The organism is Eisenbergiella porci (genome assembly GCF_009696275.1).
Taxonomy (GTDB): Bacteria; Bacillota; Clostridia; order Lachnospirales; family Lachnospiraceae; genus Eisenbergiella; species Eisenbergiella porci.
In genome coordinates this window covers 1-13,597 of sequence record NZ_VUMI01000045.1, presented here as the reverse complement: position 1 = coordinate 13,597, position 13,597 = coordinate 1, and the positions used below count along the sequence as shown (strand labels likewise).

Genomic DNA, 13,597 nt, shown 5'->3' with positions numbered 1-13,597 from the left:
GGTAGCCACAAGAAAAATGAGCTTGACGCCAGTTTCTCACTTCGGGAGACTGGCGTTTTTGCTTGTCGATTTTTGTGGAATAGCCCCGAATTATGCCGGTGCCGTTCTCCGCCCCATTTCGGCTCACTCGTCAACTAGACCCGTGAACCGAAATGGAGGTACATAATGCAGAAAATCAATCTTCGGGAACTATATCCCGATATTTATAAAACGGACACTTATCTGGAAGTAACCGACGAAGTACAAGCTGTGTTCCTGGCCGACAAACGAGCGGAAGCACGCTACCTGCGCCAGATGTATAACTACAAAGCGCACTACTCCTTGGACTGCGATAATGGCATTGAGAAGGCCATTGTGCAGCACCCGCCGACCCCGGAAGAAATCCTGGAGGACAGGCAGCTGCGCGATCAGCTCTACGCTGCGGTGATGGAGTTGCCGGACAAGCAGGCCAAGTGGATTTATGCCCGGTTCTACTTGGGCATGACCGTCAAGGAAATCGCCCAGGCGGAAGATGTTGATCTCAGCTGGGTGTATAAGAGCATAAAGCGCGGTTTGAAATGCCTGGGAAAAAATTTCAAAAACTTTAATTAACATGGCCAAAATGTCGCCGTTTTCTTCACTACCATTAGAAGGACAACTTATCACCTTCATTGGTACATTGACAACTGAATAGACGGCATTTCCGGTACATAACCCATGTACGAGCGAATCAGGCGCGCCGCGAAGATGGACAGCCCAGGAGGTGATGAACAGGACTGTTCCGAGCGATCTACGCCAGCCTGATACCCGAAAGCGGCATTTCGGGGCGCGATGACTGCATGGGGGCTTAAAGATACTTCCTCACGGCCTCCTAAAGACTTGGAGGGGAACCCTGCGGCGCACGAGTAAAACGACGCTGCGGAGTTATGACAGCCGCGCCAGCGGAGACCAGGAATGTCCCTATCGTCAGGGGCGCGTGGCAAATGTGACGAAAGCAACGGAAATAATCTGAAAGGCTGTGTCCATTTGCTGTTAGCAACAACAAGGCATTATTTGGGTGCAGTCCTTTCTTTTCAAAGTCAGATACCATGAGCTGGCAGCTCCGGTTGCCAGCTCATTCATGTGATTTTGAAACCGACTTCAAAGAAAGGAGAACCCTTATGAGCCAGTTGACGCAATGCTGGCCAAAAACGACAACCGATGAATTGGTTGACATCCGTGAAGTCACGGTAGACAAAGACCTTCCCAAAGAGGAACGGATAGCGGCCTTTCTTCACCAAATCAAAAACCCCTATCGCTTTCGCTGCGGCGATTTTGTAGTAAACGCCGCATTTGCCAGCAACGGGGTCACATTAGAGGAATGCCTGCAAGGGATTTTAAGGTAATCGACATCCTCGCTCTTTTTTCAAAAGTGTGTTACGATGTGCATGGAAAAGGATGAAAACTGAAAACCTCAAAATCCACTCTTTTCTTGCGGGAGCTTCCGGGAGGAAAGGAGTGCTTTTTCATGCCAAAATATCAGGCGACAGCTTACATTCGTCTGTCATACACCGATGATCGCTCCAGCGAGAGCGACAGCGTTACCAACCAGCGAAAGCTGATTGAGAACTTTATTGAACGAAACCCGGACATTCAAATCGTATCCGAAAAAAACGACGATGGTTATAGCGGTATCATTTTTGACCGTCCGGCGTTTAAGGAAATGATGCAGGACATCACCGATGGCAAGATCAACTGCGTCATTGTAAAGGACCTCTCCCGCCTGGGACGAGAGTACATTGAAACCGGACGCTATCTGCGCCGGGTGTTCCCCACTTATGGGGTCCGTTTTATTGCCATCACGGATAACATCGACACCGCCCATGAAGGCAGCGGTGACGATCTGACCGTATCCGTCAAGAACATTATGAACGAAGCCTACTGCCGGGACATTTCCATCAAGACCCGTACCTCTTTGGATATAAAGCGGCGTAACGGAGATTTTGTTGGAGCCTTTCCCGTTTACGGCTATATGAAATCCGAGGAAAACAAAAATCTGCTTGTACCTGACCCGTATGCTTCCCGCGTTGTCCGGGACATCTTCCGTATGCGCCTGGATGGGACAAGCGCCCTGCGGATCGCCACCGTGCTGAACGAAATGGGCATCCTCTCCCCCCTGGCCTATAAGAAAAATAATGGTTTTCCCTATGCCAAACACGGCTATGCCGACAAAGAGGATTGCAAGTGGTCTGCTACAACGATTATTCGTATTTTGCGGGATGAAACCTACATCGGCACATTGGTACAGGGGAAGCAAGGCACGCCACACTACAAAATCAAGCAGATGGAGCAGCGGCCATCCTCTGAATGGATTCGCGTTCCTGACGCCCATGAGCCGCTGATTGCCAAGTAGGATTTTGAACTTGTCCAGCGTATCCGCAGATTGGATACCCGGACTTCTCCCAAGCAGGATACGGTGTATCTGTTTTCCGGTGTCTTAATCTGCGGGTGCTGTGGGAGCCGCATGACGCGGAAAACGAACCGGGCTAAAGACAAGGAATACCACTATTATTATTGTCCCACTGGGAAAAAGCATGGCTGCGCCAATCCGGTAATGCTCAAGGAAAGCGATCTTGTAGAGTGCGTCAAGGACAGTCTAAAAGGCTACATCGACAATGTGAGCTGTCTGCAAGCTATCCTGGACGGTATCGACCAGAGCAGTATCAATCAGGCGCTTGCCAATGAATACGCCTCCCACATCGCCGCCAATGAGCAACAGGTGGAACAGGCGCTTGAATTTAAGGCCCGACTGTATGAAAGCCTGATTACCGGCACCATCAGCAAAGAGGAATATACCGACTATAAGGCCAGATACACGAGAATTGCAGAAAATGCAAAAGAGAGTATCCGAGTCTTAAAGGAAAAGCTGGCTGATGTTCTGGAGAACCGGAGTGAACGGAACCGCTGGATTTCTCACTTCACACAGTTTTCTACGATGGAGACCCTGGACCGCAAAGCTGTGGTTCACATGATACAGAGCATCAAGGTGATTGGGAAAAAGGAACTGGAGATCACCTTTACATATCAGGATGAATACCAGAAAGCAATCCAGCTAATTCAACTGGCAGAGCAAACAAGCCAAAGAAAGGTGGGATGATTTGTGGCAAGAAAAAGCAGAAAAGAAGCTGTGGTGCTTCCTGCACCGGAGATAGATACCTCTTGCCGCGCCGGAGTTTATGTGCGGCTTTCCGTTGAGGATAAGCATACTCACACCGCCTCTATTGAAACCCAGCAGCTGATTATCGCCCGGTATCTGGAGCAGAACCCGGAGATTATTGTGGTACAGACCTACATTGACAATGGCGCAACGGGTACGAACTTCCACCGTCCCGGCTTCCAGCAGATGCTCTCCGATATTGAAGCGGGTCTTATCAACTGTGTCATTGTAAAAGACCTCTCCCGCCTTGGGCGAAATGTCATAGACACCGGCTACTACATTGAGCGTTACTTTCCTACGCAGAAAGTCCGGTTTATTGCCGTGAATGACCGCTACGATTCTTCTTCCCCGGACAATGCCCACGATGGGATCATCATCCCGCTGCGGAACATGATTAACGAAGCCTATGCGATGGATATTGCCAGAAAAATCAAAGCCCAGCAGCGGCAGGCCATGAAAGAAGGCAAGTATGTTGGCGGGCGTACACCCTATGGATATTTGAAAGCTCCTAATGACTGCCACAAGCTGATTGTTGACCCGGTGGCTGCCGAGGTAGTCAAAACCATGTTTCAATGGGCCGCCGAGGGCGCAGGATTAAACACTATCGCGGTACGCTTGAACGAGGCTGGGTATCTCTCTCCCAGCCACTACAAGAGAACCTTGGGAGAGATCACCCATGAGAATCTGGTGGGCAATGGGCATTGGCAAACCCGCACCGTTGCCAAAATTCTCCGCGCAGAGGTTTATACCGGAGATCTGGTGCAAGGGGTATCTAAAATCATTGACCACAAGCAGGTCAGAGCCAGCGCCGATGAATGGACAACAGTACGCGGCACCCATGAAGCCATCATCAGCCGGGAGCTGTTTGCCGCTGTTCAGAAAGCATTGGACCAGGCTGCACAGCAGGCAAAAGACAGGGAGATACATTCCTGGTCTCCTAATCTTTTGAGAGGCAAGATCTTCTGCGCCCACTGTGGTCATAGCCTTCATCGGCAAAAATGCGTCCGCAGAAAATCACAGGAGGTATATGTCTATCACTGTATCAGCAATAACCGTATCAAAAAGGGCGTTTGTCCTGGTGCTTTTATCTTTGAAAAAGAGCTGCTGGATGCCTTGGCCGATATGATACAGGAACAACTCGATACCACGCTGGGGCAATACTCTCTCGGCCTGGAAAACCTCACCAAAGAAGCCGAAGAGCAGAAAAACATACAGGCTAAAATTTCCAGCCGAAAACAGGAAATCCAGCAGCTGCGTACCTACCAGCGCGGATTGTATGAGGGCCTGATCCAGAACCATCTGTCAAAAGACGAGTATTTTACCTTCAAAGAGAAGTACGAAGCCAAAATCGAGGCCATCAGCAAGGAAATCGAACAGCTGAAAGCAGGGCTTGCAATCATCGCCAAGCAGCTGGAACAGTACAAAATGCTGTCCCAGGATGCACAGCATATCAAGGAAGATCGCCATCTGACGGCAGCCCTGATTGACCGCCTGATTGACCGTATAGAGGTCTCAAGAGAAAAGCGGATTACGGTTCGTTTCCGTTTCCAAAGTGAATTTGAACATTGTGAGGAGGTGCTGAGCCAGTGCAGAAATATGTGATTGCCCTTTATATCCGCCTTTCCTTGGAGGATTATAAATACGACAGTATGAGCATTGAAAACCAGCACCTTGCGCTGAACGAATTTGTTTCTTCCATGCCGGAGTCCGCCCATGCAGAAGTCCTTGAATTTATCGACAACGGGTATAGCGGGACAAACTTTGAGCGACCCAAAGTCCAGGAGCTGATTGAGATGGTGCGGGCCAATAAGATCGACTGCATCATCGTAAAAGATGATTGTGTTATTTTAGAACTAAACGCAGAAAGCCCCTAAAAATGCGGGTTTTGTGGTGTTGGTTCTGTTTTTTGACCCAAAACAGAGGATAACAAGAGCGCAGGGCGGCGCAAGGAGGGTAGAACGCCCACAATCAAACAAAGCAAGACTTCATAGAGCGGGTATCGCCGTTGGAGAAATCCAGCGGTCGGTATCCGCTCTTTTTTTGCGTCCGCAGACTGGTACATAGGCGTGTATCCTGCCCCGCTGGGGGGCTGGGGTACACGCCTTTTTTCTTTTTCCCATAAACCCACATTGAGAAAGCGAGGTGAACACAAATGCCAAGAGCAAAGAAAAAAGAGGCGGAGGCACCGGCTGAGGCCGTGACGGAGACCGTCCAGCGGATGCCCCTCTCCCAACTGCACCCCTTTGAAGGGCATCCCTTCAAGGTGCTGGATGACGATGCTATGGCGGAGACCGTAGAGAGCATCCGGCAGATGGGCGTTGCCAATCCCCTCATCGTGCGCCCGGACCAGGACGGCGGGTATGAGATCATCTCCGGCCACCGCCGCCACCACGCCGCAGAACTGGCAGGGCTGGACACCATCCCCGTCATTGTCCGGGAACTGGACGATGACGCCGCCGTCATCATGATGGTGGACTCCAACCTCCAGCGGGAGAACATCCTGCCCAGCGAGAGGGCAAAAGCCTACAAGATGAAGCTGGAGGCTTTGAAGCATCAGGGGAGCCGGACCGACCTAACTTGTGAGCAAGACGCGCACAAGTTGGACGGGAAAAAATCCAGGGACATCATCGCGGAACAAGCCGGTACGAGCAAGGACTCTGTGCGCCGCTTTATCCGCCTGACAGAACTGATCCCCGAAATCCTGGATATGGTGGACGAGAAGAAAATCTCCATGACGCCCGCCGTGGAGCTGTCCTACCTGAAGCCGGAGGAACAGCGGAACTTCCTGGAGGCGATGGACTACGCCCAGGCCGCACCCTCTGTGTCGCAGGCCCAGCGCATGAAGAAAAAGAGCCAGGAGAGCGGCTGCACCCTGGACGATATGTGCAGCATCATGGACGAGGTGAAGAAGGACGACCTGGGGCAGATCGCTTTCAGGACCAGCGACCTCCAGAAGTTCTTCCCCAAGTCCTACACGCCCAGGCAGATGAGCGATACCATCCTCCGCCTGCTGGAGCAGTGGCAGAGGCGGCGGCAGCGGGACCAGCAGCGGTGACACGCCCCCTTTTGCGGGGCGCATTTTTTATGAAAAAAAGGAGTTTTACGCTTATGAACAGTATCCACTTTCACTTCAACGGTGATGTGAACATCAACCTGTCCATGCCCGACAGGGCGGACAGGCCCGGCTACAAAAAGCTGGTGGACTCCCTGGAGGACTATCTGCACGACGCGGCGGAGGAGGCCGCCGTCACGGAGGCCGAGGCGGACTCCATCGTGATGGTGATGCGCCCGGACAAGACCCCGGAGGTCATGCAGGAGACCCAGTGCTGGGACGAGATCGAGAGCAAAGGCAAGTACGACTGCCTGGAGGTCGTGTCGGACGATGCCCTGGATGTGGCGGGGCTGGCTATCGTCTTTGACGGGCGTCGCGTCCTGAACCTGGGCAGGGAGCGGTATCTGCTCGGCCCCGTGATCGTCTACAAGTACGATGAGGACGGGGACGGCGTTTCCCTCTCTGCGGAGGATGTGATCGCCGCCGTGGTCTACTTTGCCGACCATACCGTGACCCTCTACGCCGATGGGAAGGACTTCCCGGCGTTCCACATCTGAGACCCCGGCGCATACCTCCAGTGCCAGTGCCGTTTCCGCAGAAAGGGGGAATGAGATTTGCAGGAGGAAGTAGAGAACAGGACCGTAAACCTGATGATAAGCACCAGCAAGCTGACCGGGCGGACACTGGTGGCGGCGTTCCGAAAATACTGCCAGCACCGGGCGCGGGTGAAGGCCGGCAGGGCGGCGGAGGGCGACCACGGAAAGATGACCGTGGAGAAGCTGATCCGCAAGGACCAGGGGGCGCAGCAGATCGACATCGCAAAGAGCGGCATCAAGGACTTTGAGCGGGTGCTGAACAAGTACGGCGTGGACTATGCCATCCGAAAGGATGTGTCCCAGGAGCCGCCCCGCTTTATGGTGTTCTTCAAGGCAAAGGACGCCGATGTGCTGACCGCCGCCTTCAAGGAGTATTCCGTGAAGCTGTCCCAGAAAGAGAAGCGGCCCAGCGTCCTGAAAGCCCTGGCGCACCTGAAGGAGCTTGCCAAGTCCATCCCCTCCAAGGTGCGGGAGAAGAACCAGGAGCGTGAGCGATGAACCAGAAAACAAAGAAACTCATCATCCTGAACATCCCCTATGCCATCATCGGGCTGTTCTGCTCCAATATCGGGGAAGCGTGGCGTATCGCGGAGGGTACGGACATCTCCACAAAGCTCCTCGGCTTTTTCACCTCGATGGGTACGGCGTGGGGGAACCCCATGCCCAGCTTCCACCCCTTCGACCTGTGCATCGGGCTTGCCATCGGCGCGGCGTTCCGGCTGGTGGTGTATGTGCGGAGCAAGAACGCCAAGAAATACCGCCACGGGGAGGAATACGGGAGCGCCAGATGGGGCGGCCCGAAGGACATCGAGCCGTTCGCGGACCCCGTGTTTGAGAACAATGTCATCCTGACACGGACGGAGAGCCTCACCATGAACAGCCGTCCCAAGGACCCCAAGACCGCCCGGAACAAGAACGTGCTGATCGTTGGCGGCTCCGGTAGCGGCAAGACCAGGTTCTGGCTCAAGCCCAACCTTTTACAGTGCCATAGTTCGTATGTCATCACTGATCCAAAAGGGGGGATCGTCGAGGAATGCGGGGCCGTCCTGGTGCGGAACAAGTACCGCATCAAGATTTTTAACACGATCAATTTCAAGAAGTCGATGCACTACAACCCCTTCGCCTATATCCACTCGGAGAAGGACATCCTGAAGCTGGTGACAACGCTGATGGTGAACACGCAGGGCGAGGGCAAGGGCGGGGACCAGTTCTGGGAGAAAGCCGAGAAGCTCCTTTACACGGCGCTCATCGCCTATATCCACTATATCGCGCCCGTGGAGGAGCAGAACTTCGGGACGCTCATCACCTTCCTGAACGCTATGGAAGTCCGGGAGGACGATGAGACGTTCCAGAACCCTATCGACCAGATGTTTGAGGCGCTGGAAAAGAAAGAGCCGGACCACTTCGCTGTCCGCCAATACCGGCTCTATAAGCTGGCGGCCGGCAAGACAGCAAAATCCATCCTCATCTCCTGCGGCGCTCGGCTGGCTCCCTTTGACATCGCCGAACTGCGGGAGATCACCCGGTATGACGAGCTGGAGCTGGACACCCTGGGGGACCGGAAGACCGCCCTGTTCCTCATCATGAGCGACACGGACAGCACCTTCAATTTCCTCATCAGCATGATCTACACCCAGCTTTTCAACCTGCTGTGCGAGAAGGCGGACGACCAGTACCACGGGCGGCTCCCGGTCCATGTGCGCTGCCTCATTGACGAGTGCGCCAACATCGGGCAGATACCGAACCTGGAGAAGCTGGTGGCGACCATCCGAAGCCGGGAAATATCGGCCTGCCTGGTCTTGCAGGCGCAGAGCCAGCTAAAGGCGATCTACAAGGACAACGCCGACACCATCATCGGCAACATGGACACCCGCATCTTCCTCGGCGGCAGTGAGCCGACCACCTTGAAGGAGCTTTCCGCCGCCCTGGGCAAGGAGACCATAGATATGTTCAACACCGGGGTGAGCAAGGGCAGCCAGGAGTCCCACAGCGTGAACTACCAGCGGACGGGCCATGAGCTTGCCAGCGTGGACGAGCTGGCGGTGCTGGACGGCGGCAAGTGCATCCTCCAGATCCGGGGCGTGAGGCCGTTTTTGTCGGACAAGTACGACTTGACGAAGCACCCCAATTTCCAGTACACGGCGGACTGTGACGAGAAGAACCGCTTCGACATCGAGAAGTTCCTGGACCACCGGCTGAAGCTGCGGGCGAAGGACGAATTTGAAGTGATCGACGCGGACGGATGAGCGTCACGCCGTAAAGCCCCCTCTGCGGGGCTTTTTCCATGTCCGGGCGTTCCCTCCCTGCACGGAACAGCGCCCGCCTGTAATGAAGCTGCCCCCACTCACCTTACGGCAGGCATCCAACAGGCGGGCTGACTGTGCGGGACGGCGGGCGCCCTTTTGCACCATCAAAACCATTCCACGAACCGGGCGGGGCAAAGGCTCCGCCCACTGTCTTGAAGGAGGACAAAGTTATGGCATTTTTCAACAGTGCGATCGGTGTTTTGCAGACCCTCGTTGTGGCGCTGGGCGCCGGCCTCGGCGTGTGGGGCGCGATCAACCTTCTGGAGGGCTACGGCAACGACAACCCCGGAGCCAAGAGCCAGGGCATGAAGCAGTTGATGGCGGGCGGAGGCGTCGCCCTCATCGGCATCACCCTCGTTCCCCTGCTCTCCGGCCTGTTCACCGCCTGACGCTGGCATCCCGCCCATAAGGGCGGCGGTTCTCCCCCTGGCCTGCCGGAAATGGAGCTGCCCCCACCCTTACAATGGCAGGCATCCATTCAGCGGGCCAGACTGGGAAAGCCGCATAAAACCGGGGGAATCCCGTGTTTTCGTAACCAAGCAGACCTGTTTCCGGGCGGGGGCATCTCCCGCCCACCGACTTTAAGGAGGACAAAAATATGGCATTTTTCAACAGTGCGATCAATGTGCTGCAGACCCTCGTTGTGGCGCTGGGCGCCGGCCTCGGCGTGTGGGGCGCGATCAACCTTCTGGAGGGCTACGGCAACGACAACCCCGGAGCCAAGAGCCAGGGCATGAAACAGTTGATGGCGGGCGGAGGCGTCGCCCTCATCGGTATCACCTTGGTCCCCCTGCTCTCCGGGCTGTTCACCGCCTGACACGGAGGCAGGACAAGGCCCGCTGTAACCAGGGCGGGGCGGCGCCCTGCCGCCCTGCCCCACCAGATGAAAGGACAAGGTATTTGATTTGGGCAGTATTCTTGACGCAATCGCGGAATGGCTCAAAGAGCTTCTGATCAGCGGGATCATGGGCAACCTCACAGGTGTTTTCGATTCGGTCAACTCCCGCGTGGGGGAGATCGCCATGGATGTGGGCATGACCCCGGCGAGCTTCTCCCCTGGCATCTTCTCCATGATACGCAGCGTATCGGAGACCGTCATCATCCCCATAGCGGGGCTGATCCTCACCTTCATTGCCTGTTACGAGCTGATCCAGCTCATCATTGAGCATAACAACCTCTCGAACTTCGAGACATGGATCATCTTCAAGTGGATATTCAAGACCTTCGTGGCTGTCACGCTCATCTCCAACTGCTTCAACATCGTGATGGCGGTCTTTGATGTCTGCCAGAGCGTGATCTCCCAGAGCGGGGGCATCATCGGCGCGTCCACATCGGTCAGCGATGAGGCCATCGCCGCGATGGAGGCCACGCTCTCGACCTACGGCGTGGGTACGCTTTTGGGCATCTACCTGATGAGCTTTGTGATACAGCTCACCCTCTGGATACTCTCCATCGTGATCTTCGTCATCGTCTACGGCCGTATGATAGAGGTGTATTTGATGACAAGCCTCGCGCCCATCCCGCTCTCTACCTTCGGGAACCGGGAACAGAGCCAGACCGGGCAGAACTACCTCCGCTCCCTGTTCGCCCTGGGCTTCCAGGGCTTCCTCATCATCATCTGTGTCGGCATCTACGCTGTGCTGATACAGTCCATCTCGTTCACTTCGGATATAGTCGGCTCCCTCTGGGGCGTGGTGGGGTACACGGTCCTGCTGGTGTTCACCCTGTTCAAGACCGGGGGCCTTGCCCGAAGCGTACTGAACGCCCATTGACCGGGAAAGGAGGTCATCATGGCAGCGTATATTTCCATCCCCCGCGACCTGACGCGGGTAAAGACCAAGGTGTTCTTTGGGCTGACGAAGCGGCAGCTCGTCTGCTTCGGCGCGGCGGCGCTCATCGGCGTCCCTGCGTTCTTCCTGATGAAACGCTCCGGCAACACCAGCCTCGCCGTCATGGGGATGATCGTCCTCATGCTCCCGCTGTTCTTCCTCGCCATGTACGAGAAGGACGGCCAGCCGCTGGAGGCGGTGGCGCGGCATTTCATCCAGGCGAAGTTCATCCGCCCGAAGGTCCGTCCCTATGCGACCAACAACTATTACTCTGCCCTCATGCGGCAGGACCAAGTGGAAAAGGAGGTACAGGCCATTGTTCAAAACGCAGAAAGGCGGGCGCGGGAAAGCGGAGCCGATCGCTCTCCCCGCAAGCCTGACAAAAGCGGAGAAAAAACAGATTAGGGCCATCATCGAGAAGGCCCGCAGGGATGACGGCACTCCCCGCACCGCCCAGCAGTCCATCCCGTTCCAGAGGATGTTCCCGGACGGCATCTGCCGTGTGACGGACAACTACTACACCAAGACCGTCCAGTTCAACGACATCAACTACCAGCTGGCCCAGCAGGAGGACAAGACGGCCATCTTCGAGGAGTGGTGCAGCTTCCTCAACTTCTTCGACAGTTCCATCCACTTTGAGCTGTCCTTCATGAACATGGCGACCGACGCGGAGAGCTTCGAGAAGTCCGTCCGCATCCCGCCTGCGGGGGACGCCTTTGACAGCGTCCGGGCGGAGTACAGCCAGATGCTGAAAAGCCAGCTTGCCAGGGGCAACAACGGCCTGACAAAGGCGAAGTACCTGACCTTCGGCATCGAGGCGGCCTCCATGCGGCAGGCGAAGCCCCGGCTGGACCATGTGGAGACGGACCTGCTCAACAACTTCAAGCGCATCGGCGTGACCGCCGCTGTGCTGAACGGGAAGGAGCGCCTGCGCCTGATGCACTCCATGTTCCACATGGGGGACCGTGACCCCTTCGCCTTCGAGTGGAAGTGGCTGGTGGAGTCCGGGCTTTCCGTGAAGGACTTCATCGCACCCGCCGCCTTTGCCTTCAACGGCCGGCGCACCTTCCAGGCGGGGGATATGTACGGGGCCATGTCGTTTTTGTCCATCACGGCCTCGGACATCAGCGACCGTATGCTGGCGGACATCCTGGACATCGACTCCAGCCAGATCGTCACCATGCACATCCAGTCCATCGACCAGAACAAGGCCATCAAGACGGTGAAGCACACCATCACGGAGCTGGACCGCAGCAAGATCGAGGAACAGAAGAAGGCCGTCCGCGCCGGGTACGACATCGACATCATCCCCTCCGACCTCGCCACCTACGGCAGGGACGCCAAGGCGCTGCTGAAGGAATTGCAGAGCCAGAACGAGCGGATGTTCATGGTGACGTTCCTGGTGATGAACACCGGGCGCACCGAGCAGGAGCTGGAGACCAATGTGTTCCAGTCCCAGAGCATCGCCCAGAAGCACAACTGCGTCCTGCGGCGGCTGGACTTCCAGCAGGAGCAGGGGCTGATGTCCTCCCTGCCGCTGGCGCAGAACCTCATCGAGATACAGCGGGGCCTTACCACCAGCTCCACCGCCATCTTCATCCCGTTCACCACGCAGGAGCTGTTTCAGGACCGGAAGGAGTCCCTCTACTACGGCCTGAACGCCCTTTCCAACAACCTCATTATGGTGGACAGGAAGGCTCTTAAAAACCCCAACGGGCTGATCCTTGGCACTCCCGGCTCCGGCAAGTCCTTCGCCGCCAAGCGGGAGATCGCCAACGCCTTCCTTGTGTCGGACGATGATGTCATCATCTGCGACCCGGAGGCGGAGTACGCGCCGCTGGTGGAGCGGTTCGGCGGGCAGATCATCAGGATCAGCCCGTCCAGCAGCCAGTATGTCAACCCGATGGACATCAACCTGAACTACTCCGAGGAGGACAACCCCGTGGCCCTGAAAGCCGACTTCATCCTCTCCCTGTGCGAGCTGGTGGTAGGCGGCAAGGAGGGCCTCCAGCCGGTGGAGAAAACGGTCATCGACCGCTGCGTCCACCAGATATACCAGAAGTATTTCGAGGACCCCAGGCCGGAGAATATGCCCCTCTTGCAGGACCTCTACGAGGCGCTCTTAAAGCAGGAGGAGAAGGAGGCCCGCCATGTGGCGACCGCCCTTGAAATTTATGTCACCGGCTCCCTGAACATCTTCAACCACCGCACTAATGTGGACATCACCAACCGCATCGTCTGCTTTGACATCAAGGACCTGGGCAAGCAGATGAAGAAGATCGGGATGCTGGTGGTGCAGGATCAGGTGTGGGGGCGCGTGACCCAGAACCGCAGCGCGGGCAAGGCCACCCGGTATTTCATGGACGAGTTCCATCTGCTCCTGAAGGAGGAGCAGACGGCGGCCTACTCCGTGGAGATTTGGAAACGGTTCCGCAAATGGGGAGGCATCCCCACCGGCATCACCCAGAATGTGAAGGACCTGCTCTCCAGCCGGGAAGTGGAGAACATCTTTGGTGCGACACGTTGACGCACAAACATCACGCTATGAGGGTAATACTTCATAGACTTATGGCCATGTGATGCTAAAAGCGTCGGGCTTATCTCGGCAGGGATGAGCAACAACTGATAACCCGATAGGT

General features: G+C 55.9%; 14 protein-coding genes and 1 pseudogene. All 15 read left to right on the top strand.

Annotated features, from left to right (window positions below):
* Nucleotides 1-165 precede the first annotated feature (165 nt).
* On the top strand, nt 166-591 hold the full coding sequence (locus FYJ45_RS21450; RefSeq protein WP_154467158.1) for an RNA polymerase sigma factor: 426 nt from the start codon (nt 166-168) through the stop codon (nt 589-591).
* A 548-nt stretch (nt 592-1,139) separates the two neighbouring features.
* Nucleotides 1,140-1,364 carry a DUF6870 family protein gene (locus tag FYJ45_RS21445; protein WP_154467157.1) on the top strand — a complete coding sequence of 75 codons (225 nt, stop codon included), beginning with the start codon at nt 1,140-1,142 and terminating at the stop codon, nt 1,362-1,364.
* Between the two features lie 122 nt (nt 1,365-1,486).
* Complete coding sequence (locus FYJ45_RS32345) at nt 1,487-2,371, top strand: recombinase family protein (RefSeq protein ID WP_330588793.1); 885 nt, start codon at nt 1,487-1,489, stop codon at nt 2,369-2,371.
* A gap of 63 nt (nt 2,372-2,434) precedes the next feature.
* On the top strand, nt 2,435-3,115 hold the full coding sequence (locus FYJ45_RS32340) for a recombinase zinc beta ribbon domain-containing protein (protein ID WP_330588792.1): 681 nt from the start codon (nt 2,435-2,437) through the stop codon (nt 3,113-3,115).
* Between the two features lie 3 nt (nt 3,116-3,118).
* A complete protein-coding gene (locus FYJ45_RS30980; RefSeq protein WP_276892435.1) occupies nt 3,119-4,777 on the top strand; it encodes a recombinase family protein in 1,659 nt (552 codons plus the stop codon).
* Entirely contained in the window at nt 4,762-5,049 is a 288-nt protein-coding gene (locus FYJ45_RS21430; protein ID WP_330588791.1) for a recombinase family protein, read from the top strand. Before FYJ45_RS30980 ends, FYJ45_RS21430 begins: the two co-directional genes overlap by 16 nt.
* Before the next feature lie 278 nt (nt 5,050-5,327).
* Nucleotides 5,328-6,230 (top strand): ParB/RepB/Spo0J family partition protein, encoded by a 903-nt coding sequence (locus tag FYJ45_RS21425; RefSeq protein WP_235930936.1) that lies wholly within the window; start codon nt 5,328-5,330, stop codon nt 6,228-6,230.
* Nucleotides 6,227-6,784 (top strand): hypothetical protein, encoded by a 558-nt coding sequence (locus FYJ45_RS21420; protein WP_154467156.1) that lies wholly within the window; start codon nt 6,227-6,229, stop codon nt 6,782-6,784. The genes FYJ45_RS21425 and FYJ45_RS21420 overlap by 4 nt, the downstream gene beginning before the upstream one ends.
* 57 nt (nt 6,785-6,841) lie before the next feature.
* Nucleotides 6,842-7,321, top strand: coding sequence for a PcfB family protein (locus FYJ45_RS21415; protein WP_154467155.1), 480 nt, complete (start codon nt 6,842-6,844; stop codon nt 7,319-7,321).
* Nucleotides 7,318-9,069, top strand: coding sequence for a VirD4-like conjugal transfer protein, CD1115 family (locus FYJ45_RS21410; protein WP_154467154.1), 1,752 nt, complete (start codon nt 7,318-7,320; stop codon nt 9,067-9,069). The genes FYJ45_RS21415 and FYJ45_RS21410 overlap by 4 nt, the downstream gene beginning before the upstream one ends.
* Before the next feature lie 230 nt (nt 9,070-9,299).
* Nucleotides 9,300-9,518, top strand: a complete 219-nt coding sequence (locus FYJ45_RS21405) for a Maff2 family mobile element protein (RefSeq protein WP_074661559.1) — start codon at nt 9,300-9,302, stop codon at nt 9,516-9,518.
* 209 nt (nt 9,519-9,727) lie between these two features.
* On the top strand, nt 9,728-9,946 hold the full coding sequence (locus FYJ45_RS21400) for a Maff2 family mobile element protein (protein ID WP_074661564.1): 219 nt from the start codon (nt 9,728-9,730) through the stop codon (nt 9,944-9,946).
* Between the two features lie 88 nt (nt 9,947-10,034).
* Nucleotides 10,035-10,901: a VirB6/TrbL-like conjugal transfer protein, CD1112 family gene (locus FYJ45_RS21395; RefSeq protein WP_074661567.1), complete on the top strand. Its 867-nt coding sequence runs from the start codon at nt 10,035-10,037 to the stop codon at nt 10,899-10,901.
* A gap of 18 nt (nt 10,902-10,919) precedes the next feature.
* Nucleotides 10,920-11,363, top strand: coding sequence for a PrgI family protein (locus tag FYJ45_RS21390; protein WP_074661750.1), 444 nt, complete (start codon nt 10,920-10,922; stop codon nt 11,361-11,363).
* Nucleotides 11,317-13,470: pseudogene (locus tag FYJ45_RS21385) on the top strand (VirB4-like conjugal transfer ATPase, CD1110 family); the annotation flags it as partial. The gene FYJ45_RS21390 and the pseudogene FYJ45_RS21385, both read left to right, overlap by 47 nt.
* Nucleotides 13,471-13,597 lie beyond the last annotated feature (127 nt).